Annotated in this window: 17 protein-coding genes; 7 read left to right on the top strand and 10 right to left on the bottom strand. The window is 66.0% G+C overall.

The window, feature by feature from the left end; genetic code table 11:
- The first annotated feature begins 2 nt into the window (after positions 1-2).
- Positions 3-1,511, top strand: a complete 1,509-nt coding sequence (locus GQB03_RS12035; RefSeq protein WP_159689416.1) for a tripartite tricarboxylate transporter permease — start codon at positions 3-5, stop codon at positions 1,509-1,511.
- A gap of 105 nt (positions 1,512-1,616) precedes the next feature.
- Here the strand turns inward: GQB03_RS12035 and GQB03_RS12040 are convergent, their stop codons facing one another.
- Positions 1,617-3,029: a sensor histidine kinase gene (locus GQB03_RS12040; protein WP_159689419.1), complete on the bottom strand. Its 1,413-nt coding sequence runs from the start codon at positions 3,027-3,029 to the stop codon at positions 1,617-1,619.
- A gap of 12 nt (positions 3,030-3,041) precedes the next feature.
- Complete coding sequence (locus GQB03_RS12045) at positions 3,042-3,719, bottom strand: response regulator (RefSeq protein ID WP_159689421.1); 678 nt, start codon at positions 3,717-3,719, stop codon at positions 3,042-3,044.
- Positions 3,720-3,814: 95 nt separating this feature from the next.
- On the opposite strand from GQB03_RS12045, the gene GQB03_RS12050 reads away from it, so the two are divergent.
- Together GQB03_RS12050 and GQB03_RS12055 are read left to right on the top strand one after the other, a co-directional pair.
- Positions 3,815-4,906 carry an ABC transporter substrate-binding protein gene (locus tag GQB03_RS12050; protein WP_235027040.1) on the top strand — a complete coding sequence of 364 codons (1,092 nt, stop codon included), beginning with the start codon at positions 3,815-3,817 and terminating at the stop codon, positions 4,904-4,906.
- Positions 4,907-4,925: 19 nt separating this feature from the next.
- Positions 4,926-5,990 (top strand): AbrB family transcriptional regulator, encoded by a 1,065-nt coding sequence (locus GQB03_RS12055; RefSeq protein WP_159689424.1) that lies wholly within the window; start codon positions 4,926-4,928, stop codon positions 5,988-5,990.
- On the opposite strand, the gene prpF is transcribed toward GQB03_RS12055, so the two are convergent.
- The 3 genes from prpF to GQB03_RS12070 all read right to left on the bottom strand — a co-directional run bounded on the left by prpF (position 5,980) and on the right by GQB03_RS12070 (position 8,074).
- Positions 5,980-7,122 carry a 2-methylaconitate cis-trans isomerase PrpF gene (gene prpF / locus GQB03_RS12060; RefSeq protein WP_159689427.1) on the bottom strand — a complete coding sequence of 381 codons (1,143 nt, stop codon included), beginning with the start codon at positions 7,120-7,122 and terminating at the stop codon, positions 5,980-5,982. The genes GQB03_RS12055 and prpF overlap by 11 nt on opposite strands.
- A gap of 52 nt (positions 7,123-7,174) precedes the next feature.
- Complete coding sequence (locus GQB03_RS12065) at positions 7,175-7,558, bottom strand: VOC family protein (protein ID WP_159689429.1); 384 nt, start codon at positions 7,556-7,558, stop codon at positions 7,175-7,177.
- A gap of 69 nt (positions 7,559-7,627) precedes the next feature.
- Positions 7,628-8,074 carry an SRPBCC family protein gene (locus tag GQB03_RS12070; protein WP_159689432.1) on the bottom strand — a complete coding sequence of 149 codons (447 nt, stop codon included), beginning with the start codon at positions 8,072-8,074 and terminating at the stop codon, positions 7,628-7,630.
- 243 nt (positions 8,075-8,317) lie between these two features.
- Between GQB03_RS12070 and GQB03_RS12075 the strand changes: the two genes are divergently transcribed.
- The 4 genes from GQB03_RS12075 to GQB03_RS12090 all read left to right on the top strand — a co-directional run bounded on the left by GQB03_RS12075 (position 8,318) and on the right by GQB03_RS12090 (position 15,656).
- Positions 8,318-9,880 (top strand): class I SAM-dependent DNA methyltransferase, encoded by a 1,563-nt coding sequence (locus GQB03_RS12075; protein ID WP_159689434.1) that lies wholly within the window; start codon positions 8,318-8,320, stop codon positions 9,878-9,880.
- On the top strand, positions 9,870-11,276 hold the full coding sequence (locus GQB03_RS12080; RefSeq protein WP_159689436.1) for a restriction endonuclease subunit S: 1,407 nt from the start codon (positions 9,870-9,872) through the stop codon (positions 11,274-11,276). Before GQB03_RS12075 ends, GQB03_RS12080 begins: the two co-directional genes overlap by 11 nt.
- A 47-nt stretch (positions 11,277-11,323) precedes the next feature.
- Positions 11,324-12,328: a RhuM family protein gene (gene rhuM, locus GQB03_RS12085; RefSeq protein WP_159689439.1), complete on the top strand. Its 1,005-nt coding sequence runs from the start codon at positions 11,324-11,326 to the stop codon at positions 12,326-12,328.
- Positions 12,329-12,458: 130 nt separating this feature from the next.
- Positions 12,459-15,656 (top strand): type I restriction endonuclease subunit R, encoded by a 3,198-nt coding sequence (locus GQB03_RS12090; protein ID WP_159689441.1) that lies wholly within the window; start codon positions 12,459-12,461, stop codon positions 15,654-15,656.
- Positions 15,657-15,717: 61 nt separating this feature from the next.
- On the opposite strand, the gene GQB03_RS12095 is transcribed toward GQB03_RS12090, so the two are convergent.
- From GQB03_RS12095 to GQB03_RS12115, 5 genes are all read right to left on the bottom strand, one after another.
- The gene (locus tag GQB03_RS12095; RefSeq protein WP_159689443.1) at positions 15,718-16,431 is read right to left on the bottom strand and encodes a hypothetical protein; all 714 of its coding nucleotides are present in this window, start codon (positions 16,429-16,431) and stop codon (positions 15,718-15,720) included.
- Between the two features lie 157 nt (positions 16,432-16,588).
- On the bottom strand, positions 16,589-19,291 hold the full coding sequence (locus GQB03_RS12100) for a CoA-binding protein (RefSeq protein ID WP_159689445.1): 2,703 nt from the start codon (positions 19,289-19,291) through the stop codon (positions 16,589-16,591).
- Between the two features lie 42 nt (positions 19,292-19,333).
- Positions 19,334-20,620, bottom strand: a complete 1,287-nt coding sequence (locus GQB03_RS12105; protein WP_159689448.1) for an ATP citrate lyase citrate-binding domain-containing protein — start codon at positions 20,618-20,620, stop codon at positions 19,334-19,336.
- Between the two features lie 202 nt (positions 20,621-20,822).
- Complete coding sequence (locus GQB03_RS12110; RefSeq protein ID WP_159689451.1) at positions 20,823-21,866, bottom strand: porin; 1,044 nt, start codon at positions 21,864-21,866, stop codon at positions 20,823-20,825.
- Between the two features lie 213 nt (positions 21,867-22,079).
- Positions 22,080-23,732 carry a diguanylate cyclase domain-containing protein gene (locus GQB03_RS12115; RefSeq protein ID WP_159689454.1) on the bottom strand — a complete coding sequence of 551 codons (1,653 nt, stop codon included), beginning with the start codon at positions 23,730-23,732 and terminating at the stop codon, positions 22,080-22,082.
- Between the last annotated feature and the right edge of the window lie 162 nt (positions 23,733-23,894).

Genomic DNA, 23,894 nt, shown 5'->3' on the forward strand with positions numbered 1-23,894 from the left:
CCATGGAAATCATCTCTCATCTTCTCGACGGCTTCGCCGTCGCCGGATCGCCCACGAACCTGATGATCTGCCTGATCGGCGCCTTCCTCGGCACGGTCATCGGCATGTTGCCGGGACTCGGTCCGATCAACGGTGTGGCGATCCTGCTGCCGATCGCCTATGCCATGAAACTGCCGCCCGAGTCGGCGCTGATCCTGCTTGCGGCGGTCTATTCCGGCTGCGAATTCGGCGGGCGCATCTCGGCGATTCTCATCAACGTGCCGGGTGACGCGGGGGCGGTCATGACCACGCTCGACGGCTACCCGATGGCCAGGAAGGGGCTCGCCGGCCCGGCCCTGTCGATCTCTGCGGTCGCCTCGTTCAGCGGTGCCATCATCGCCACCCTGGGCATCGTCGCCCTCGCGCCGATCCTCGCCAACTGGGCGCTGGCCTTCGGCCCGGCGGAGTACTTCGCACTGATGGTGCTGGCGCTGTCCTGCCTCGGCGGCCTGGTGGGTGATTCGCTGCTCAAGGCGATGGTCGGGGTGCTCATCGGCCTGATGATCTCCTGCGTGGGGATCGACGCCAACAGCGGTGTGTATCGCTACACCTTCGATCTGCTGCACCTGTCCGACGGTATCCCCTTCATCGTCGTGGTGATCGGCCTGTTCGCGGTGAGCGAGCTGATGCTGATGCTGCAGAGCCATCACGGCGGTGCCCAGGCGGTGGAGGTCACCGGCCGCACGATGTTCAACATGAAGGAATTCATGCTTGCGCGGTGGACCATCCTGCGCTCCTCGGTGGTGGGTTTCTTCGTCGGCGTGCTGCCGGGCGCCGGCGCCTCGATCGCCTCGGCGATGACCTACTCGATGGAGCGCCGCATGGCCGGCAAGGATCACTGCTTCGGCGATGGTGACGTGCGTGGCGTGGCGGCGCCGGAGGCGGCCAACAATGCCTCGGCCTACGGTTCGCTGATTCCGATGCTGACCCTCGGCGTGCCGGGTTCGGGTACCACCGCGGTGATGATCGGCGCGCTCACGCTCTACAACATCACCCCGGGTCCGACCCTGTTCCAGGATCAGCCGGTGATCGTGTGGGGCCTGATTGCCTCGCTGGCGATCAGCAGCGTGCTGCTGGTGCTCATGAACATTCCCCTGGTCAAGGTCTTCGTCAAGTTCCTGCAGATTCCCAATTGGGTGCTGGTGCCGGGTGTGGCAGCGGTATCGATGGTCGGCGTGTATGCGGTGCATGGCACCACCTTCGACCTCATCGTCGGCACCCTGCTGGGCGGCTTCGGCTATCTGCTGCGGGTCATGAACTTCCCGATGGCGCCGTTCATCCTCGGCTTCGTGCTCGGCGACATGATGGAACAGAACCTGCGCCGCGCGCTGTCGATCAGCAATGGCGAGGTCTCCATCCTGTTCTCCAGCCCGATCTCGATCGGCCTGTGGGTCGCGGCCATCGCGATGCTGGTGGGGCCGCGTCTGGCCAAGGCCTTCGAGGCGCGTCGCAACCGCCTGGCGCAGGCCTGAGTATCGTTCGGGCGGCGGATCTCCTCCCGATTTCCGCCCGATCTGCCGCGTCGCACCTGACAGTGACGCGGTTCCACGCGGGGTGCCCTGGCACCCCGCGTTTTTTCACGATTGCACGACGGCGGATCGGTGGACCCGCGGGAATTCCACCAGCACGGTCAACCCGCGCCCGTCCGCTCCCGCGTCGAGCGTGATCTGGCCGCCGTGGGCGATGGCGATCTCGCGCACGATGGCGAGGCCGAGCCCGCTGCCCGGTGCTTTGTCCTGGCCGAGGATGCGATAGAAGCGCTGGAAGACCTTGTCATGCTCGGCGGCCGGAATCCCCGGGCCCTGATCGCTCACGCACAGCGCCACCGCGTCGTCCGTCGCGCCGGTTGCGATCACCACCTGGGTCTGCTCCGGGCTATAGCGGATCGCGTTGTCGAGCAGGTTGGCGATCAGTTCGTGGAGCATCTGCGGGTCGCCCGCGATCAGCGCCTCGCCGCCGTCTTCGAAGGCCAGATCAATCGGCTTCTTGCGGGCCACCATGGTGAGTTCGAGCGCCACCTCACGGGCCAGCCGGCTGAGGTCGACCGGCGCTTCGTGCTGCGCCGGGCGGTTGGTGAATTCGGCCTGCGACAGGGCCAGCATCTGGTCCGCCATCCGGCGGGTGTCGCGTACCGTCGTCAGCAGACCTTCGAAGGTACGCCGCATCTCGGCCGCATCGCCGACGCGCAGACCGTATTCCGCCTGGGTGCCGAGCACCGCCAGCGGGGTGCGGATCTGGTGGGCGGCATCCGCCAGAAAGCGGCGCCGTGCGGCGAGCATGCCGGAGAGCCGCTCGGTGTGATGGTTGATCGCGTCGATCAGCGGCAGGACTTCGCTGGGAATCCCCTCGCGGGCGATCGGCGTCAGGTCCTCGGCGTCGCGCCGGATCACCGTGTCGCGCATCTCGAGCAGCGGCCTGAAGGCCGAAGACAGTGCGAAGGCGAGCACGATCGCGCCGATCACGACGAGCAGCAACTGCCGCTGCAGACTGTCGAGGAACAGCGCCCGCGCCAGCTTGATCCGCGATTCGATGGTCTCGGCGAAGACGATCGTTGCCGTATCCCCGCCCCGCTGCGCCGGATCGTAAAGGCGCTTGCTGATCGCGCCGATGCGTACGCCCTCGCCGCGATAGTCGCCGTCCGCGATGACCGGCGGGCCATCCGCCACCAGGCCGGGCGGTGGTGCGAGATCCTCGTAACCGGTGACCAGTTTCCCGTCCGGGCCGATCACGGCGTAGAAGATGCGCTCCTGCACGCCCGCCTCGAAGACCTCGAAGGCGGAGTAGGGCACGTCCACCGAAATCTCGCCTTCGAGCGAATGCACCCGCTCGGCGATCGACTTGATCGAGGCGGTCAGCGAGCGGTCGTAGGCGCGGTTCACCGCGACCAGCGCGCCGAGATAGGACAGCACCGCGTTGATCGCCAGCAACAGCAGCAGCGCGGGCAGCAGCCACGCCGCGACCCGCCGCCGCAGGCTGGTTTCGGGCTTCACCGGCCGCCGCCCTCAGCGTTCGGCGGACTCATCGATCAGATAGCCGAGACCGCGCAGCGTCGTCACCACCGCACCCGAGCCGTCGAGCTTCTTGCGCAGTCGGTGTACATAGATCTCGATCGCCTCGGGGCGGGCGTCCTCGTCGAAGCTGAACACCTTCTCGAACAGCGTCTCGCGCGCCACCGGGCGGCCCTGCCGCGAGATCAGTGCCTCGAGCACCGCCAGCTCGCGTGGCGTCAGCGCCAGCGGTTTGCCCGCCACGCTGGCGAGGCGCGAGTTGGTATCGAAGCTCAGCGCGCCGATCCGCACCGTCGGCACGAGGTTGCCGGCGCGCCGCAGCAAGGCCTTGATGCGCGCCTCGAGTTCCGAGAGATCGAAGGGCTTGGGCAGGTAGTCGTCGGCGCCGAGATTGAGGCCGCGCACCTTGTCCTCGGTGCTGCCGCGGGCGGTCAGGATCAGGACCGGGGTGTGGGCGGTGGATTCGCGCGCGCGCATGCGCTTGAGCACTTCCAGCCCGTCGAGGCCGGGCAGCGACAGGTCGAGGATCACCGCATCGTAGGGCTGGGTCAGCAGGGCATGATCCGCGTGATCGCCGCGGGTCATCACGTCGAGCGCGTAACCGGCCAGGGTGAGGGCTTTCGATACCCACTCGGCCAGGTCTGCATGGTCTTCCACGAGAAGCAAGCGCATGGTGTTGAAAGTGGATCGAAAGCTTTGTGGCCGATTATCCTGCCGCAAAAGAACCCCGTGCGCAAAGCCTTGCGCGCACAGCCTGGAGACCCGACGTGTTCCGTTTGCCCCGTCCGCGTGGCTGCCTGCTGCTGATGTTTGTCTGGGCGATGCTGCTCCCGGCGGCGCAGGCTCGCGCCCAGGCGGATCTGCAGGTCGCCGCGGCACGCGAGGGCGTGGTGGTGATCTACGGCGCCACCGACGAGAGCGTGGCGCGCGATCTGCTGCAGGATTTCATGCGGCTCTACCCGGGTGTCAGGACCGAGTACCACGACATGAACTCGGTGGAGCTGTATCAGCGCTTCCTTGCCGAGGAGCAGACCGGGCCGCGAGCCGACGTGCTGTGGAGTTCGGCAATGGATCTGCAGGTCAAGCTGGTCAACGACGGTCATGCCCAGCCCTATCGCTCGGCCGAGACCGCGGCGCTGCCTGCCTGGGCGGTGTGGAAGAACGAAGCGTTCGGTACCACCTTCGAGCCGGTCGCGATGGTCTATAACCGTGAGGCACTGACCTCCGGCGAAGTCCCTGCCAGCCACGCTGAATTCCTGCGCCTGCTGGCACGTTCGCCACGTGAATACCGGGGGTTGCTGGTCACCTACGACCCGGCACGCTCTGGCATCGGCTTCCTGCTGCAGAGTCAGGACGTGCTCGCCAACCCGGTGGTCTTCTGGCGTCTCGCCGAAGCCTTCGGGCGGACCGGCATCCAGACGGTGGCTTCCACTGCCGCAATGCTCGACCGGGTTGCCGACGGCAGGGCCGTGCTGGGCTACAACGTGCTCGGCTCCTACGCCATGACCCGTGCCGCGCAGGATTCCCGGCTCGGCGTGGTGTATCCGCGCGACTACACCCTGGTGCTCAGCCGGGTGGCCTTCATCGCGCGCCAGGCGCCGCATCCCAATGCCGCCCGCCTGTGGCTCGACTATCTGCTCTCGCCGCGCGGCCAGCGCCTGCTCTCGCAAAAACCCGGTTTCTACTCGGTGCGCGCCGACGTGCCTGCGGGCGAAGCCGCCGAGCAGTTGCGCCACAGCCTCGGCGGGGCCTTCCGGCCGATCGCGATCGGCGCGGGCCTGCTGACCTATCTCGACCAGATGAAGGGGCGGGTCTTTCTGCGGCAGTGGCGAGAGACGATCGCGCCGCCGCCACCCTGATACAACGTCGCTCGTCCTCATGCCTCTCTTCGATTCGGCCGCTTCCGGCCCGCTGCGCGGTTTTTTCCTGGTCGGCCTGACCCTGCTGGTTGCAGCGCTTGCCGGGTTTGCCGCGCACAGCATCCATACCCCGCTGCCGTGGATGCTCGGTCCGCTCTTCGCCGTGGCCCTGCTGCGCATGGCCGGCGTGCCGCTGCAGCCGCTTGCCGGCGGCCGGCAGGCCGGGCAGTGGGCCATCGGCACCGCGCTCGGCCTCTATTTCACGCCCGCGGTGCTGGTGCTCCTCGGTGCCAACCTGCTGCTGGTGAGCGTGATCGCCGGCGGGGCCTTGCTGGTCGGCCTGCTGTGCGCGCTGCTCACCGCGGGGCTGACCCGCGAGGAACGCGCCACCGCCTTTTTCGCCTCGTTGCCGGGTGGCGCCTCGGAGATGGCCGTGGTCGCCGAACGCTTCGGCGGCGCGGTCGATCGCATTGCCGCCGCGCATGCCCTGCGCGTGATGGTGGTAGTGGCGGTGGTGCCCTTCGGTCTGAGCTGGTTCGGCGCGCACGGCAGCGACGCTTACCAACCGCTGGCCACCGCGGTGCTGCCCGAGCGCCTGCCGCTGCTGTTGCTGGCGAGCCTCGCCGGCGCGGGGCTGCTGATCGTGTTGAAGGTCGGCAATGCCTGGGTGCTTGGTCCGCTGCTCGGGGTGGGGCTCGCGACCGGGTTCGACGTGGGCCTGTCGGCCTTGCCGGGCGGGGTGGTCAACGGCGGTCAGCTGTTGATTGGCTGCGCGCTCGGCTGCCGTTTTTCGCCGGAGTTCTTCAGCGCCGCGCCGCGCTTCCTGGCCGCGGCCACCGCCTCCGCGCTGCTTGCGGTGGGGCTCGGCAGCCTGCTCGCCCTGGCCGCCGCGGCGGTGACCGGCGCGCCGCTGGCAACCCTGGTGCTGGCGGCTGCACCGGGCGGCGTGGCCGAAATGTGCATCACCGCCAAGGTGCTGCAACTCGGTGTGCCGCTGGTGACCGTGTGCCATGTGCTGCGGGTGGTGGTGCTGACCATGGGTGCGCCGGCGCTGTACCGGCTGTTCCTGCGGATCAGGCCCTGACCCCGGGCACGCACACCACGCCATCCATCAGCAGGCGCGCGCTGCGCTGCATCTCGGCCTTGTCGAGCCGCCAGTCGCCGCCCTCGCAGCGCGTACTCACACCCACCTCGACCCGTCCCGAAGGATGACCGATGCGCAGCAGCCTGGTGACCGAGCCGCGCAGCTGACGCGCCGCCAGCGTGCCCGGAATGCTCGCCGCGGCGGCAAGACCGATCGCCGCGGTACCCGGGATCGCGTGGTGCACCACACCCATCGACAGCACCCGCACGGTCAGGTCCTGCGCGCGGGCTTCCACGTGGCGACCATCCGCTGCCACATAGGATTGCGGCGGGGCGAGCAGGGCGATCTTGGGCGTGTGGCCGCGCGCGGCCGCCTCGGTGCTTGAGCCGGCCAGGCCCATCGCTACTGCGCCCGCAACGCGCAGGGCCTCGCAGCGCGCCAGCAGTGCCGCATCGCGATTGAGCTGCGCCTGCGATGCGGCGCAGTCGGCACCGAGCGCCGCGGCTTCAACCAGCACCAGCGGAATCGCCGCGTTGATCAGGGTCGCCTCGACCGGCGGCTGCCCGTCTGGCGCCAGCCGGGTGATCGGCCCGCCTGCCGGGAACAGCGCGCCGCCGCCGGGCGAGAGGAATTCCAAGCGGATCGGCGCCGAGGCAAATGCCACGCCGTCGAGAAGAAAGTCGCCGTCCTCGCGCACCGCGCCGTCGTGCATCGGCACATGGGCGATGATGTGTTTGCCGATGTTCGCCTGCCAGATGCGCACCACCGCGATGCCGTCCCGCGGGCAGGCGAGCAGTCCACGCTCGATCGCGAACGGCCCCACCGCGGCGGTGAGGTTGCCGCAGTTGCCCGACCAGTCGATCGCCGAGCCGCCTACCGGCACCTGCCCGAAGAGGTAGTCCACATCGCAATCGGACCGTTGCGAAGGCGACACGATCACCACCTTGCTGGTGCTCGAGGTGGCCCCGCCCACGCCGTCGATCTGCTTGCCGTAGGGGTCGGGGCTGCCGATGGCGCGTACCAGCAGCGCATCGCGCGCGGCCGGCTCGGCCGGCAGGTCGGCGGCGAGGAAAAACAGGCCCTTGCTGGTACCGCCGCGCATCCATGCGGCGGGGATTCTGATTCGGGACATCGCTTGCTCTGGGGGTGTTGAAGGGGCGTGCTGCCCGGTGTCGTGACGGCGTTCAGCCGCCGCTGCCATAAGGCCGGGTGATGATCTCCAGAAAATGCCCGTCCGGCCCCGCGAAGTAAACCCCGCGACCGCCGTCACCATGGTTGATCTCGCCCGGGTGTTTGCGCGCCGGGTCGGCCCAGAAGGCGAGCTGCCGTTCGCGAATGCGCGCGAAGATCGCATCGAACTCGGCTTCGGAAACCAGGAAGGCATAGTGCTGGGGCGCGATCCGGCCGCTGTCGTCGATGAAATCGAGACTCACCCCGTTTGCCAATGTGACCACCTGGAAGGGGCCGAAGCGCACCGGCGCAGGCAGGCCGAGAAGCGAGGCCAGCGCTGCCGCCGCGCCGGCGCTGTCGCCGACATGCACGATCGTGTGATTCAGTTCGACGGCCATGGCATTTCCCCTTGCAGTACCGGTGTCGCTTTGTTGCCGTGGCTTGCGCTGGCGGGCCACGGCGCCTCTTCAGTCCGGAATCTCGGGCTCGACCAGTCGGGCCAGATGATCGAGCGAATCCTGCCAGCCGAGGTAGCAGAACTCGGTCGGGATCACCTCCGGGATGCCCTCCTGCACGATGTCCAGCTCGGTCCCGCAGGCCACCGCGCGCATCACCACCGTGGTCACCATCTCGCCGGGCAGATTGCTGTCGTCGAACTGGTCGGTGTAGCGCAGGCGCTCGTTCGGAACCAGCTCCAGGTAGCGACCGCCGAAGGCGTTTCCGTTGCCGGTGCTGAAATTCCTGAAAGCCATCCTGAAACTGCCACCAACGCGGGCATCCAGGTGCTCGACCTTGCAGGTGAAGCCATTGGGCGGCAGCCAGCGGGCCAGCGCTTCCGCATCGAGGAAGGCGCGGTAGATCTTCTCGGGTTTTGCGCGCAGGACGCGATGCAGACGGACGGTACCGGTGGGCATGATTTCTCTCCTTTGGTCGGGGCTGGGGTGGGGGTGTTGTGTGTGTGCTTGTACCTTAGTCGAACGGCGGGGGCGGATTTCGACAGGTCCGCAAAAATTTGTCGGGCGGGTGCGGACCGCAGGCAATCAGGCATGTCGGTGGCCGTGTTCGGATGCCCGGGTGATACGATCCCGGCACTTCCACGAACGGCGATGCCCGATGCGGCGCATCCGGCGCCGTGCACCGAATTGCAAAGGAACCCGATGGCGAAAGCGAATGGCAACAGGCAGGGCGGCGACCTGGGCTTCGAGGCCGAACTGTTCAAGGCCGCAGACAAGCTGCGCGGCAACATGGAGCCCTCCGACTACAAGCATGTGGCCCTCGGGCTCATCTTCCTCAAGTACATCTCCGACGCCTTCGAGGCCCGCCATGCCGAGCTGCTGGCCGAGGACGCGGCCGCCGCCGAGGACAAGGACGAATACCTCGCCGACAACATCTTCTGGGTACCCAGGGATGCGCGCTGGTCGCATCTCAAGGCGGCGGCAAAGCGCCCGGAGATTGGCGCCCTCATCGATGACGCCATGCGCGCCATCGAGAAGGACAACGACTCCCTCAAGGGCGTGCTGCCCAAGGACTACGCCCGCCCGGCGCTCAACAAGGTGATGCTCGGCGAGCTCATCGACCTCGTCTCCGGCATCGCCCTCAACGACAAGGGCGAGAAATCCCGCGACGTGCTCGGCCGCGTCTATGAATACTTCCTCGGCCAGTTCGCCGGTGCCGAGGGCAAGCGCGGCGGCGAGTTCTACACCCCGCGCTCGGTGGTGCAGGTGCTGGTGCAAATGCTCGAACCCTACGCTGGCCGGGTGTATGACCCCTGCTGCGGTTCCGGCGGCATGTTCGTGCAGTCCGAAAAGTTCGTGCTCGAGCACGGCGGGCGCATCGGCGACATCGCCATCTACGGCCAGGAGAGCAACTACACCACCTGGCGGCTGGCCAAGATGAACCTCGCCGTGCGCGGCATCGACAGCGACATCCGCTGGAACAACGAAGGCAGCTTCCACAAGGACGAGCTGCGCGACCTGCGCTTCGACCACATCCTCGCCAACCCGCCCTTCAACATCTCCGACTGGGGCGGTGACCGCCTGCGCGAAGACGCCCGCTGGCAGTTCGGCGTGCCGCCGGTGGGCAACGCCAACTATGGCTGGCTGCAGCACATCCACTGGCACCTGGCCCCCTTCGGCACCGCCGGGGTGGTGCTGGCCAACGGCTCCATGAGTTCCAACCAGAGCGGCGAGGGCGAGATCCGCAAGGCCATGGTCGAGGCCGACGCTGTGGACTGCATGGTGGCCCTGCCCGGCCAGCTCTTCTACTCCACCCAGATCCCCGCCTGCCTGTGGTTCCTCGCCCGCGACAAGTCCAACGGCAAACGCGGCAAGGAAACCCTGCGCAACCGCCGGGGCGAGGTCCTGTTCATCGACGCCCGGAATATGGGCACGCTGGTGGACCGCACCCGCCGCGAACTCTCCGAGGCCGACATCCAGAAGATCGCCGACACCTACCATGCCTGGCGTGGCGAGAAGGACGCCGGCGAGTACGTGGATGTGCCCGGTTTCTGCAAATCCGCTTCCTTGGACGAGATCCGCCAGCATGGCCATGTGCTCACGCCTGGGCGCTACGTGGGCGCCGAAGTCGCCGAGGACGATGGCGAACCTTTTGCCGAGAAGATGGCCCGGCTCAGTGCCCAGTGGCGGGAGCAGCAGCAGGAAGCGGTGCGTTTGGATGCTTTGATCGGGGCGAACCTACGGGAGCTCGGTTATGACAGCTAGTCGCCCTGAAACGAGGACGGGTGGGAAGCCTGCAAGCCAAGGAGTGATTGTTGGCGATTATTCACTCTCTGTGGGGAAACCCGATCGCCCCGCTCCGAAAGGTTGGAGTTGGACACCGCTCAATTCTGTCGCGCGACTGGAATCTGGACACACGCCCAGCCGAAAGCATCCCGAATACTGGGGCGGCGATATTCCGTGGATAGGCATAAAGGACGCTACTGAAAATCACGGCCGCGTTCTTGACGATACGTTTCAGCACACGACCGCACTTGGGATAGAAAACTCGTCTGCTCGAATCCTGCCCAAAAATACGGTGTGTCTCTCCAGAACGGCATCCGTTGGTTATGTCGTGGTTATGGGAAGACCAATGGCCACGAGCCAAGATTTCGTGAATTGGGTCTGTTCTGAAGCGATCGACTATCGATATTTTAAGTATGTGTTGCTTTCCGAGCGGCGCGCTTTCCTACGTTTCGCTAGCGGAACAACACATCAGACAATTTATTTTCCAGAGGCAAAAGCGTTTCACGTTTGCCTGCCAGCGCCTCCAGAACAACGAGCCATCGCCCACATCCTCGGCACGCTGGACGACAAGATCGAACTCAACCGCCGCCGCAGCCAGACCCTGGAGGCCATGGCCCGCGCCCTGTTCCAGGACTGGTTCGTCGATTTCGGCCCCGTCCGCGCCAAGATGGAAGGCCGCGAACCCTATCTGCCCGCCGAGCTCTGGCGGCTTTTTCCTGAACGGCTCGATGAGGCGGGGAAGCCGGCGGGGTGGGAAGAAGTAGCTGCGGAAATCGTCGCTGACGTTGGGATCGGCAAGACTCCTCCACGAAAAGAATCCCAGTGGTTTTCTACTGCCGACACTGATGTGCCCTGGGTCTCCATACGAGATATGGGAAATTCGGGTGTTTTCTTGCAGGAGACATCTGAATTCCTGACAGCTGAGGCAGTAGAGAAATTTAACGTTCGGGTAGTCCCTGATAACACCGTAATTTTGAGCTTCAAACTTACGGTTGGCCGTGTCGCGATTACTGATGGGGAAATGGTGACCAACGAGGCTATCGCACATCTTAAAGTCAGAGATGAAAACACCTACTCAAGCGAGTATCTGTACTGCTACCTCCGTGAATTTGACTTTGGGAGGCTGGGGAACACCTCGTCTATCGCAACCGCTGTGAACTCGAAAAGCATTAAGGCACTTCCGATACTCGTTCCAACAAATGATTTAGTACGTTGTTTTTCGGACCGCGTTTCGCCCATTTTCACTTGCATAAAACAACTGCAATCGGAGGCCGGTGTGCTAGCCCAACTCCGCGACACCCTGCTCCCCAAACTGATCTCCGGCGAGCTCCGAGTTGCCGATGCGGAAAAATTCGTCGAGCATGTCGGTCCATGACGTCGGCACCGATGTGCGAATACAAGGACGGACACGAGGCTTGAGCCATGGCTGACATCATGATCTTCGCGTCGGGCGAGCAGCCGGTTGAAGTGCGGCTTGAAGGCGAAACCGTGTGGTTGAGCCAGGGGCAGATGGCGGCGCTTTTCGCCACATCGACGGACAACATCAGCCTGCACCTGAAAAACATTTTCTCCGACAAGGAGTTGGATGAGCGATCAACGACCGAGGATTTCTCGGTAGTTCGGCAGGAGGGCGCCCGGCAGGTCAAGCGGCGGCTCAAGCATTACAACCTGGACGCCATCATTTCCGTGGGGTATCGCGTGAGTTCGGCGCGGGCCACGCAGTTTCGCATCTGGGCCACCGGCGTGCTGCGTCAGCATCTGGTGGACGGCTACTCCCTCAACCAGCGCCGCCTGCAGGAGCGTGGCATCGAGTTCGAGCAGGTGGTGAGCCTGCTGGCGCGCACGCTGGACAGCCGGCAGCTGGTCAATGACGAGGGCCGGGCCGTGTTGCAGGTGATCGGCGACTACGCCCGTAGCTGGAGCCTGCTGCAAGGCTACGACGAGCAGAGCCTGATCGGGCAGCGCGCCACCCAGCAGGGGATGCGCGCGCTTGACCTGGATGCGGTGCTGGCCGCCATCGCCCAGCTCAAGGCGGAGTTGATCGCCAAGGGCGAAGCGACCGAGCTGTTCGGGCAGTTGCGCGGCGACGGTCTGGCCTCGAGCATCGCCACCATTGAGCAGGGCTTCGGCGAGGAACTGTTCTACCCCAACGTAGCCAGCCGGGCGGCACATCTACTGTATTTCGTGATCAAGAACCATCCGCTGGCTGACGGCAACAAGCGCACCGGCTCGTTCCTGTTCCTGTGGTACCTGCGCCTGAACCAGCACCTGCTGGCCCGCCCGGTGGAGCGCCTGATCAACGACAACACCCTGGTGGCGCTGGCGCTGCTGGTGGCCGAAAGCCTGCCCGAGCAGAAAGACCTGATGGTGAAGCTGGTGGAGCATTTCGTGTTGTTGAGCGAGAACGGCGCCACGGAACAACGATGATCGCAGCGCCATCTGTTTAACATGACCCTCGCGTCATGTTAGAAAAAGCGCGTTTTCTTAACATGAGCGCGCACCCGCATGAAAAGCGCGTCGCGAAGCGAACCTGATCGCAACCAAGGGGAACACGGTCGTGGCTTTTCTCTCCGAAGCTGAACTCGAATCCGCGCTGCTCGCGCAGCTTGCCAGCCTGGGCTATGCCACGGCTTCGGATGAGCTGATCGGCCCGGACGGGGCGAATCCTGAGCGGGCCGCCTATGACGAGATGGTGCTGGCCGGCCGGCTGGCCGCCAGCGTGGCGCGCCTGAACCCGACCCTGCCGGCGGAAGCCCGGGCCGACGCGATCCGCCGCCTGACCCAATCGGAACTGCCGAACCTGCTGGAGGAAAACCGCCGCATCCATCGCCTGCTGGTCGAGGGGGCGGATGTGGAGTACTACGCCGAGGACGGCGTACTGACGGCGGGCAAGCTGCGCCTGATCGACTTCGAGATGCCGGCCAACAACGACTGGCTGGCGGTACAGCAGTTGGTGGTGGTGGCGGGCCATGCGCGGCGCCGGCCGGATGTGGTGGTGTTTGTGAATGGCCTGCCGTTGGCAGTGATCGAACTCAAGGCGCCGGGTGGTGAGAATGCCACCGTGGAGAGCGCCTTCAACCAGTTGCAGACCTACAAGCAGCAGATTCCGGCTTTGTTCCGCAGCAATGCTTTGCTGGTGAGCTCGGACGGTTTGCAGGCGCGGGTGGGCTCGCTGTCGGCCGACCTGGAGCGCTTCATGCCCTGGCGCACGGTCGACGGCCGGCGCATCGAGCCGAAGGGCACACCGGAACTGGCGACGCTGATCGAGGGGGTGTTTGCGCCGGAAAGGCTGCTCGATCTGCTGCGTCACTTCACCGTGTTTGGCGAGCGCCCCGAGGGCCTGGTGAAGATCATCGCCGGCTATCACCAGTTCCACGCGGTAAAGAAGGCGGTGGCCTCCACGCTGCGGGCGAGCTTCGCCGGTGCGGCGGAAGAGCCGGCGGTGTACGGCTTGCCCGATGCGGCCGACCAGCCGCCGGGCGACCACAAGGCCGGGGTGATCTGGCACACCCAGGGTTCGGGCAAGAGCCTGCTGATGGCTTTCTATGCGGGCCTGTTGGTGGCGGCGCCGGCCATGGCCAATCCGACCCTGGTGGTGCTCACTGACCGCAACGACCTGGACGACCAATTGTTCGCCACCTTCGCCATGTGCCGCGACCTGTTTCGCCAGACGCCGGTGCAGGCGCAGGACCGGGAGCACCTGCGCGCCCTGCTCAACCGCGCCTCGGGCGGGGTGATCTTCACCACCTTGCAGAAGTTCTCGCCGGCGACGGACGACACGACATTCCCGATGCTCACCGACCGGGCCAACGTGGTGGTGATCGCCGACGAGGCGCACCGCAGCCAGTACGGCTTCAAGGCCCGGGTGACGGCGAAGACCGGGGAGATCGCCTATGGCTTTGCGAAGTACCTGCGTGATGCTTTGCCCAATGCGTCGTTCATTGGCTTTACCGGAACGCCGATCGAGGCGGCGGATGTGAACACGCCGGCGGTGTTCGGTCATTACATCGATGTCTACGACATCAGCCGGGCGGTGGAGGATGGCGCCACCGTGCCCATCTACTATGAATCCCGCCTGGCGCGCATCGAACTTCTTGATTCCGAGAGGCCGACCATCGATGAAGAGGTGGAGGCGCTGCTGGAAGACGAGATCGAGTCCGACGCCGAGCGCGCCAAGCAGAAGTGGAGCACGGTCGAGACCCTGGTGGGCAGTCCCAGGCGGCTGGCGCTGGTGGCCGCCGATCTGGTGCAGCACTTCGAGGACCGGGTAGCGGCGCTCGATGGCAAGGCCATGGTGGTGTGCATGAGCCGGCGCATTTGCGTGGCGCTCCATGACGAGATCGTCAAGTTGCGGCCGGACTGGCACAGCGATGATGACAAGGCCGGGAGCATCAAGGTGGTGATGACCGGTGCCGCCTCCGACCCGGCACCCTGGCAGCCCCACATCGGCAACAAGGCGCGGCGCGACCTGCTCGCCAAGCGCGCCCGCGATCCGCAGGACCCGCTCAAGCTGGTGATCGTGCGCGACATGTGGCTGACCGGGTTCGACGCGCCCAGCATGCACACCATGTACATCGACAAGCCGATGCGAGGCCATGGGTTGATGCAGGCGATTGCCCGGGTGAACCGGGTGTTCCGCGACAAGCCGGCGGGGCTCATCGTCGATTACATCGGCATCGCACAGAACCTGAAATCCGCGCTGGCGCAGTATTCCCGCCCCGACCAGGACAAGACCGGTATCGACGAGGCCGAGGCGGTGGCGGTGATGCTGGAGAAGCTCGAGATCGTGCGCGAGATGTTCCATGGCTTCGGCTACCAGCGCGCGCTGGTCGGTACGCCGGGCGAGCGCCTGGTGATGATGGCCGAGGCCATCGAGTGGATTCTGGCGCAGCAGCAACAGTGGGCGGCGGCGGAGAACACCCCCGACGGCAAGAAGCGGGCGCAGCGGCGCTTCGCCGACGGGGTGCTGGCCCTGTCGAAAGCCTTCGCGCTGGCGGCCAGTTCGGATGAGGCGCGGGACATCCGCGAGGAAGTCGGGTTCTTCCAGGCGATCCGGGTGGCGCTGACAAAGAGCAGGTCCGGGGGTGGTCGATCGGACCACGAACGTGACCTGGCCATCCAGCAGATCGTGAGCCGGGCGGTGGTGTCCACCGAGATCGTCGACATCCTGAGCGCGGCGGGGATCCAGTCGCCGGATATCTCCATCCTCTCGGACGAGTTTCTCGCCGAAGTGCAGCAGATGGAGAAGAAGAACCTCGGCCTGGAGGCGCTGCGCAAGCTGCTCGCGGATGGCATCCGTTCGCGCAGCCGCACCAACGTGGTGGAAACCCGTGCGTTCACCGAGCGGCTGGAGGCGGCCATATCCCGCTACCACGCCAATGCCATCACGACGGCCGAGGTATTGCAGGAGCTGATCCGGCTGGCGCGGGACATCCGTGCGGCGCGCGGCCGCGGCGAGGAGCAGGGCCTCTCCGACGACGAGATCGCGTTCTACGACGCGCTGGCCGAAAACGAGTCCGCCCTGCAGGTGATGGGTGACGACAAGCTGCGCGTGATTGCCCACGAGCTGCTGGTGAGCCTGCGCGAAAACGTGGCGGTGGATTGGGCGCATCGTGAGTCGGCCCGGGCGCGGCTGCGCGTGCTGGTCAAGCGCATCCTGCGCAAATACGGTTACCCGCCGGACCTTCAGGACGCGGCGGTGCAGACCGTGTTGCAGCAGGCCGAGGCCTTGTCGGCCACCTGGCAGCTGCAATAGTCCGGAAATTCAGGCGAATCCCCGGACGATCGTGCCCGTTCGCCGGGGGCCGCGTCCCGGGTCAGCGGATCATGAACAGGTTGGGATTCAAGGCCCTTGAAATGCCCAGCAGCGCGTTGCGGTTCTGGAGTGACCTGGGGATCTGCATCTGCGCGTCGAAACGCATGAGCGCCTTGCCCGCGACCAGCCTGTTGTCGGTGTAGTGAGTCGCGAAACGCGCGCCCAGGCGGTCGCAGTCGTCGTCGACCTGGATGCCGATATTCTTCACCCAGTGGCCGCCGATCACGTCGCGCTTGGAGCGGATGTCGATCAGCAGGGTCCCCAGGCAGACGGCATTTGCACTGGCTGGCGGTTCGAAGCGGAGCTTTGGAACGAGGTAGTGCATGCCGTCCGATACCTCGCGCCATTCGAGTTGGTAGACGGTGTAGGTGCCGCGTGGAATGCGCCAGGTGAACTGGCCGTCCTTTTCAACGACGAACAGGCCGGACCTTTCGGGATAGTCGCGAAAATAACGCAGCCAGACGTTCCAGCCCCAGCCGCTGCGGTAGTCGGTGCGCTCTTCGCCGTTGTCGATCCAGCGCAGCCGCCCATAGACCAGCACGTCGGAGCCCAGGGTGTCGGCAGTGAGCGATTCCGGCGCCTTGTCGACCCGCCCGGTGATCGGAAGATTCGGTTCGGAGAGGTAGTTCATCTGCCCGGGCTCGGAGGCGCAGCCGGCGATGATGAGGCTGAGGGCTGCCAATTGGCCTGGGAACAGGCTCCGGTTTCGACGCATGTTTCGTTCCCTCCGCGGCGGAAGCCGCCAGCGCTCGTTTCGTCCTATTCTGTTCCTCCATTGCTTGCGTTGCCAGTGCCAGCCGCTGCAGCCGGGGCGGGCGTTGAGCCTGCCGGCCGCCGGCACACGGTCTGCGTGCCGGCGGCCGTGGCGTCGATCAGGCGACGAACCTCACCTGCGATTGCGGCGTGCGGGTGTCCATGTTCTTGCCGCGGTTGAGGTGATCCTCGATTTCGGCAGCGCAGCCGATCAGGCGTCCGTGCAGGAATGCGGTGAAGGCGGCGGTCTCGAGCTCGTTCGGGGCGAGGCTGCCGGCCTGCCACGCCGGCCACATCATCTTCAGCAGCAGCGTGGCGATCAGCGCATCGACGTTCACACAGAACACGTTGCGGGTGACGCCCTCGTCATATAGTGCCTGCACCAGCTTGCGGTAGTAGTCGTGGAAGACGTTGTACTCGCCGCGTGCCTCGAAGAGCTTGCGCACGAATTCCTCGCGGGGGTCGATGTTCACCGGCTTGTCCTTGAACACCGGGTGATTCACGCAGGGGATGTTGCGTGCGGCGCTGCCGACTTCCTTGCTGGCGGCACGCTCGGCGCCGTATTCGCGGGCGTAGGCGGTGGCCATGGCGGTGAGGTCCAGACCGTGGTCGGGGCTGGCGGGGTCCGCGAGGGTGTGGCCGGCGAAGCGCTCGAGCAGGAAGGCGACGCCTTCGAAGCCGTTGCCGCCGTGTGCGAAGCCGGTGTGGCTCAGGAAACCGATCATGGCCTTGTTGAGCTGTACCCGGGAAGGCGTTTCCGGACCGTCGGCCGAGACCGCGCCCTTGGCGCCCTGGGCGGAGATCGCGCCCGGGCCGTTGGTGAGCAAAAGGCCGGTGAGGGTCTGGTAGGCAAACAGGTCGTCGCTGCCCGGGGCGCGTCCGAGCAGGGCGGTGGCCGCCACCTCGGTGAGCGAGGATTCGCCGAGCAGCCGGGTCTGGGCAATGCCGCACAGGCCCTGCTCCGTGTGCTGCTCTGCGGGGGCAGTGGCGCCGATGAGGGTGCCGGTGAGGCGCATCCACCAAGGCAGGTTCTCGACGGTGGTGCGCGACACCCGCTTGCGTTGCAGCGGCCCCCAGGCCAGCGTGGTGGTGAGCGCGGCGAGCACCGCCTCGGCCCGCGGATGGGCGCCGAGCCTGATCAGCCAGCCGAGCGGCGCCGAGCGCACGCCGCGCGCGATGGCGGCTTCGATCATCGCGCCGGCAAGCGGATCGGCTTCGCTGCCGATGAGGCGTGCGCGGGTGGCCTCGTCGATTTCGATGGCGCTTGCGTCGAAGCTGTCATCCTCGGCGCGACGCAGGCCGGCCCGCGAGAACAGCTCGATCATCAGCGCGGCGACCTGGCGGGCCGGTTCGGCGGCGCGCGGTCCGACCATCGCGGCTGCGGCGGCAAGCACCGCATTGGGTGCGCTGCCCGACTCGCGCGCAGCGTCGGCCGCGGCCAGTGCCGGTGTGCCGTGCAGGTTGAGGAAGGCGCCGACGGCGATATTCACCAGCGCGCGGTCGTTGCGGCCGCCGGCTTCGCGCAGCAAGGCCAGCGCTAGGTTGGCTTCGAGGCTGTTCTGCGCGGCCTGCAGCATGGTCACGCCGTGCAGGCTGGAGACCTGGGTGCGCGGGTCCATCTGCGAGGCGCCGGAGATGTCTTTCATGTTCTGCCGCGCAAACACCGCGCCGACCTGGCTGGCGAGTGCGCCGATCTGTTCGCGGTAGGGCGGCATCGCCTGCACCACCGGCAGGTCGATTGCGGCGGGCAGTTCGATGCCCATGTTGCTTCCGAACCAGGGCTTGAGCTCCATCGTGCCTTCCGGTTCGAAGTCGGGCAGCGTGGCGTTGGCGCGCATCACCGCGGTCAGCGCGGCGGGGATGTGGGCGATGTTGGTGACCAGCGCGCCCTTGGCCGAGAACACCGGTTTGTCGGGCGTATAGATGCCATCGACGCCGAACTTCTCCATGAACCAGGCTTCCTTGGCTGCGGCGTCGTCGCTGCCGCCAGCCATCGCGCCGGCGTGGCCGACCGCGCGGGTGAGTCTGGATTTCCAGCGGCCGACCACGCAGGCCACCACCGGCTTGGTGAAGTCCGCGTCGCGCTCGTAGTAGCCGCCCGGCTCGCAGTACAGCACCGCCGCCTTGCTGCGCGCGTCGTTGGCCAGCGCGAAGGCGAACTCCGGCGCGGCATAGTGGATGTAGATGTCCTTGCCGCTGGAGACCAGGGTGGTGGTGCCCCAGCCGGCCATGCGCAGGTATTGCGCGATGGTGGTGGTGAAACCGCCGGAGTTGGAGAGGATCGCGATCGAGCCGCGCTTGAGTGTGTCGGACGGGCTGTCGCCGCCGAGCGCGCCGCCGATGCGCACCTCGTTCCAGGCATCGGCCACGCCGAGGCAGTTGGCACCGAAGATGTCGATGCCGGCCTGCTGGCCCATGGCGCGGATCTCGCGGGCGTCGTGCACCGCGATCTTCTCGGTGATGATGAAGATCTTCTTCAGTTCCGGGTTCACCCGGATCAGCTCGGCCACGCCGTCGCGTGCCGCGGTCGGCGGCAGGTAGACCACGCCGCAATTGAAGCGGTGCCCGGCGTCCAGCCCTTCACGCACGCTGTTGAAGACCGGTACCGGGCCGAGCGATGTCTCGAGCACCTGCCCGCTCTTGCCGGGGGCGGTGCCGAACACCACGTTGCCGCCGGACCACACGTGGCTGACCGGGGTGACCTCGGACGATTCTCCGCCGAGGATGTTGAGCACGCACACCCGGTCGTGCCGGGTGGCGATCTGGGAAAGGGAACTGATTCCCACGTAATACGCGAAGTCGCCTACGCCTTGCTGATGCATGTCTGTCTCCTTGATGTCCTGGTGATTGCGGGCGGGTCGGCTTCAGGCCGCCACGGCCTGGGTGACGCCGAGCCTGGCGGCGATCTGCGCGCGGCCGCCGGCCTTCATCCATTCGTTGACCTCGCGGGCGTAGTCGACCACCTCGCTCATCGCCGAATCGAAGCCGAAGATGCGATAGGGCAGGCCGAGCGCCTCGCAGGTGTCGCGGAACACGCCCATGCCGCGCACGAGGTTGGGGCCGCCGCGGCCGATCACCACGAACAGCGGGGTGGGGCCGTGCTTGGCGAAGTGCTCGCGCAGGGCGTCGGCCATGGCGCGGAAGGTCTCGAAGATGTCGGTGTTGTTGGACTTGCCGCCGATCACGAAGAGCACGTTCGATTGCGCCAGCCAGTGCCTGAAGCAGATCGCCGCCACCGATTTCATCTTCTCGTAGGGCGGGTTGCCGCCGAAATCGGACGAGATGATCGCGTCGTCGCCGAGCATCTCGGTAACCAGCGAGTTGGCGCCGCCGCCGAAGGTCGGCGCGAGGACGGTGCCCTTGTCGTTGATCACGTAGACGTCGCTCTGGCCCTGGTGGGTGCGCAGCTGGTTGATCTCCTGCTCGAAGTCCGAATAATCGGCGGCGAAGAGTTCGCTCGGCAGGTTGAGGCGATGCCAGCGCGCGTCGTCACGGTCGAAGCCGCACTTGAAGTCACAGGCTACCGGGGTGAGCCGGCCGCGGCGGTCCGGGCGCATGCGGATCGGGTTGAGTTCCAGCGTGGTCATGCCGAAGTTGTGATACAGCTCCCACAACTTGGGCAGTTGCTGCACCAGCGGCGAGATGATCTCCGGCGGAGCGCCGATGTCGGCCAGCGCGTTGGCGACCACGAAGGCCTTCATGCCGGTGAGCGCGTCGAAGGGCACGCGGGCGATGTGCTTCTCGTCGACTTCCTCGATGTCCATGCCGCCGCAGTGGGTGATGGTCAGCGTGGGGGCGCGGAATTCGGTCGACACCGAGAGCGAAAAGTAGATCTCGTGCTCGGCCGGCACGGCGCCTTCGAAGGTCACGCCGTTGGCCTTGGCGGACTGGTTGCCGTGGTGATGCTCGACAAAGTAGAGGCGCTCCTTCTCGGCCAGCGCACCTTTGAGGTCCTTGGCCCGGCCAAGCAGGCCGGCCTTACCCTTCTTGCCGACGCCACCCTTGAAGACCGGTTTGATGAAGACCGAACCGTGTCGCTCGATCATCGCCTTGATGGCTTCCTCGCTGGCATCGGGTCCGAGCACTTCGGCGCTGGGAAACTCGACGAATTCGAGCAGTTTGCTGCCGTAGAGCATTCCGGTTATCTGCATTGCTGTCTCCTGCTGTCGTTTATGGGGTGATAGCCCGACCTTATGCGTGGTGACTTTCAGTCCGCTTTCGGCGGGTATCGATGTCTCGGTGTTGCGCTGTCGATGGACGAAAAAAGGCCCCGACCGGAAATCCCCTCCACCGGTCGGGGCGTCAATTGGGCACGCCTGCAGATGGCGTGCTTCAAGAGGAGCGATAGGGGCGTCAGAAGCGGTGGCGGATGCCTGCCATCACCACGCTCGGGTCGTCACCGGCCGCAGGTGTGAGATTCCAGCCGTAGTTGGCGTTGCCCTTGTTGCTGATGTGCGAGTAGGCGGTGTACAGCGTGGTGCGCTTGGAGAGCCCGTGCGTGTAATAGAGCGACCAGCCGCGTGCATCCTCGGTGTTGGCCTCGTTGCTCTCGTCGCGCGAGCCGTAGCTCACCGCCACGGTGCCGGCCTTGGTGACCGGAACCTCGGCGCCGACCGAGTAGCTGCGCGCCTTGCCGGTGCCTTGGCTGCCGCTCTCGCGATCCTGGGTGTACAAGGCGTAGAGCTTGGCCGGGCCGAAGTCGTATGAGCCGGCGATGCCGTTGGTGGTGGCCTTGCCGCCGGTGGCGTTGGTGTAATAGCTCTGGGTGGTTGCCGCGAGACCGATCGGGCCGTTGTTGTACATGCCGGTCAGACCGTAGCCGCGGCCTTCCTTGTGAGCATCGCCCGAGCCGCCGTTTTCGGCGCCGGCCCAGTAGCCTGCCTCGGCCGAGAAGCCGCTGAAGCTCGGCGAACGGTACTTGATCATGTTGTCGAAACGGGTCTCGTAGCCGCGCTTGACCGAGCCGCTCTTGCGATACAGCAGGCCGGCAGTACGGTCGGCGCTGCCGGTGGCTTCGTAGGGATCGAGCGCGTAGAAGGCCGGCGAGTACTGGCGACCGAGCGTCAGCTTGCCCCAGCCGCCTTCGATGCCCACGTAGGCGCTGCGGCCGAACAGGCGTCCGCCCTGCTCGGAGAAGCCGGTCGACGGATCGAACCCGCTCTCGAGCACGAACAGCGCCTTCTGGCCGTTGCCGAGGTCCTCGCTGCCCTTGAAGCCGATGCGGCTGCCGTTGAGCTCGCTGTGGTCGATGCCGAGGCGGTTGAGATCGCCCGCTTTCTCGTAGCCCACGTTGACGTCGATGAGGCCGTAGATGGTGACGTTGCCTTCGGCGCTGGCGAGCGTCGGCAGGCCCAGAGCCGCGGCAAGCGCGAGCGCGGCGAACTTGGTGTTGTGCATTGTTTCCTCCTTGTGTGAATGCCTTGTCGTCCGCGGGGCTGGTTGCCGTGCGGTGGGCGCATTTGAGGGGAAACTGCTTTCAGTCGGCTTTCAGGTAGGGGAAAGGGTGCGCAGGTGCGACCGTGTCGCGGATGCGGGTCGGTGGTAGGCCGGTCGGCTCAGTGGCGTGAAGGTGGCGGGTGTGCGGGGGGATGCGCACGTCGCGCGCGGCGCTCAGGCCGGGGGCTGTGGCGTGCTCGCCTGGTCGGCGAACTTCCAGCGGTTGCGCCCTTCGCGCTTGGCCGTGTAGAGCGCCTTGTCGGCAGATTCGAGGAGGACGTCGAGCGCCGTGGCGTGGTCGGGAAAGATGCCGATGCCGATGCTTGTGCCGATCGACGCCTCGCCGTGTTCGCCAAGATCGAAGGCGGGGCGCAACTCGTCGATGAGGGCCTCGGCGATCCGGGCGGCTTCGAGCGGATTCTGGAGTCCTTCGAGGACGATCACGAACTCGTCGCCGCCGAGTCGCGCAAGGGTGTCGACCTCGCGCAGCCGTCGCCGCAGCCGCTCGGCGACCTGCCGGAGCAGGGCGTCGCCGGCTGCGTGGCCAAGCGTGTCATTGACCTGCTTGAAGCGGTCGAGGTCGAGAAACAGCACTGCGGAGAGCAGACGGTCGCGTCGCGCACGTTCGATGGAGTGTTCCAGCCGGGACATCAGCAGCAGGCGGTTCGGCAGGCCTGTCAGGGTGTCGTGGTGGGCGAGCCGCTCGAGTTCGGTCTCGACGCGGTTCATGCGGCCGACATCGGTGGTGATGCCGATGTAGTGGGTGGCCACCCCGGTATCATCGGTCAGCCGGCTGATGCCGAGCCATGCCTGGAAGACTTCTCCACCCTTTCTGAGGTTCGGGATCGCGCCATGCCACGAACCCGCGCGGGACAGGCTGTCCCAGATCTGTTGGTAGAGGTGCCCGTCGTGCAGGGCGGACTGCATCATATTGATGTGACGCCCGACGAGTTCGGTCTCTGCGTATTCGGAGATCTTGCTGAAGGCCGGGTTGACGGTGAGGATCCAGCCGTCGGCATCGGTGATCACGATGCCGTCCTGGGTGCCGTGAAAAGCCGCGTCGGTGAGCTGGAGACGCTGCAATGCTGCGGTGAGCTCGGCGGTCCGCTCGGTCACGCGGGCGTCGAGCTGGCGGTTGGCCTCGTTGAGCTCGTCATGCGCGCGCCGGCTGCCCGCGTAGTCGTTCTTTACCAGCGTGCGGGCGGCGAACGCGGTGAGCAGGGCGAAGACGAGCCCGAGACCGACGATGAGCTTGGTGATCAGGGTGGTTCGGCCCGTCTGCGCGGCGCGGTGCTGATAGAGGCCCCGCGCCGTGGCGCGCATTTCGGAGACGGTCTCGCGGATGGCATCCTGGAGGCGCCTGCCGCTGCCCGATTCGACGATGGCCCGAGCCGCCTCGAAGCCTTCGGAGGTCCGGGTGTCGACCAGCAATTTCGCCACCTCGAGCCGCTGGCCGATCAGTGTCGTGAGCTTTTGTCCGTGTTCGGCCTGGCGCGCGTCGGTGGATGTGAGCCCCCGCAGGCTCTCGAGTTGCCCGGTTATGAGCGAGGTTGCGCGTACATAGGACACAAGGAAGATCTGGTCGCCGGTGATGGCGTAGCCGCGGCTGGCCGCTTCCGCGTCCGAAGCCAGCGACTGCACCGTCTGTAGCGTGACGATGAGTTCGTTCGTTTCGACAACCCGGCCAAGGTCACCCTCGAGCCGTACGAGGCTGTAGAGCGCGGCGAGGGCAATCAGCAGTGACAGCAGCGCGGCAATCGCGAAACCGGTGAGAATCGGTTTTTCGGCACGGTGTGGCTGGTTCGGGTCTGATGCTCGATCAAGCATGGCCGGACGTCTATCTGTTCGTCTTTTTCGTGGAAGTGTGCCTTGTCTCGCACATGACGGAAAAGAAGCTGAGGCATGAAAGTATCATCGTTTGTATCGGACGGTGGCGCCGAATCGGAGCGGTGCGGGCCTCGACAAGAGATTCGGTGTCTCCTGCCGTCC

The sequence above is a fragment of the Cognatazoarcus halotolerans genome (genome assembly GCF_009800965.1).
Lineage (GTDB): Bacteria > Pseudomonadota > Gammaproteobacteria > Burkholderiales > Rhodocyclaceae > Cognatazoarcus > Cognatazoarcus halotolerans.

What these genes read in the sequence shown, in the direction of transcription:
- GQB03_RS12045 (WP_159689421.1), bottom strand. Translation starts at nt 3,719, where the DNA reads ATGCGCTTGCTTCTCGTGGAAGACCATGCAGACCTGGCCGAGTGGGTA.
- GQB03_RS12095 (WP_159689443.1), bottom strand. Translation starts at nt 16,431, where the DNA reads ATGCGTCGAAACCGGAGCCTGTTCCCAGGCCAATTGGCAGCCCTCAGC.
- GQB03_RS12035 (WP_159689416.1), top strand. Translation starts at nt 3, where the DNA reads ATGGAAATCATCTCTCATCTTCTCGACGGCTTCGCCGTCGCCGGATCG.
- prpF (WP_159689427.1), bottom strand. Translation starts at nt 7,122, where the DNA reads ATGTCCCGAATCAGAATCCCCGCCGCATGGATGCGCGGCGGTACCAGC.
- GQB03_RS12055 (WP_159689424.1), top strand. Translation starts at nt 4,926, where the DNA reads ATGCCTCTCTTCGATTCGGCCGCTTCCGGCCCGCTGCGCGGTTTTTTC.
- GQB03_RS12075 (WP_159689434.1), top strand. Translation starts at nt 8,318, where the DNA reads ATGGCGAAAGCGAATGGCAACAGGCAGGGCGGCGACCTGGGCTTCGAG.
- GQB03_RS12080 (WP_159689436.1), top strand. Translation starts at nt 9,870, where the DNA reads ATGACAGCTAGTCGCCCTGAAACGAGGACGGGTGGGAAGCCTGCAAGC.
- rhuM (WP_159689439.1), top strand. Translation starts at nt 11,324, where the DNA reads ATGGCTGACATCATGATCTTCGCGTCGGGCGAGCAGCCGGTTGAAGTG.
- GQB03_RS12065 (WP_159689429.1), bottom strand. Translation starts at nt 7,558, where the DNA reads ATGGCCGTCGAACTGAATCACACGATCGTGCATGTCGGCGACAGCGCC.
- GQB03_RS12100 (WP_159689445.1), bottom strand. Translation starts at nt 19,291, where the DNA reads ATGCATCAGCAAGGCGTAGGCGACTTCGCGTATTACGTGGGAATCAGT.
- GQB03_RS12115 (WP_159689454.1), bottom strand. Translation starts at nt 23,732, where the DNA reads ATGCTTGATCGAGCATCAGACCCGAACCAGCCACACCGTGCCGAAAAA.
- GQB03_RS12070 (WP_159689432.1), bottom strand. Translation starts at nt 8,074, where the DNA reads ATGCCCACCGGTACCGTCCGTCTGCATCGCGTCCTGCGCGCAAAACCC.
- GQB03_RS12110 (WP_159689451.1), bottom strand. Translation starts at nt 21,866, where the DNA reads ATGCACAACACCAAGTTCGCCGCGCTCGCGCTTGCCGCGGCTCTGGGC.
- GQB03_RS12105 (WP_159689448.1), bottom strand. Translation starts at nt 20,620, where the DNA reads ATGCAGATAACCGGAATGCTCTACGGCAGCAAACTGCTCGAATTCGTC.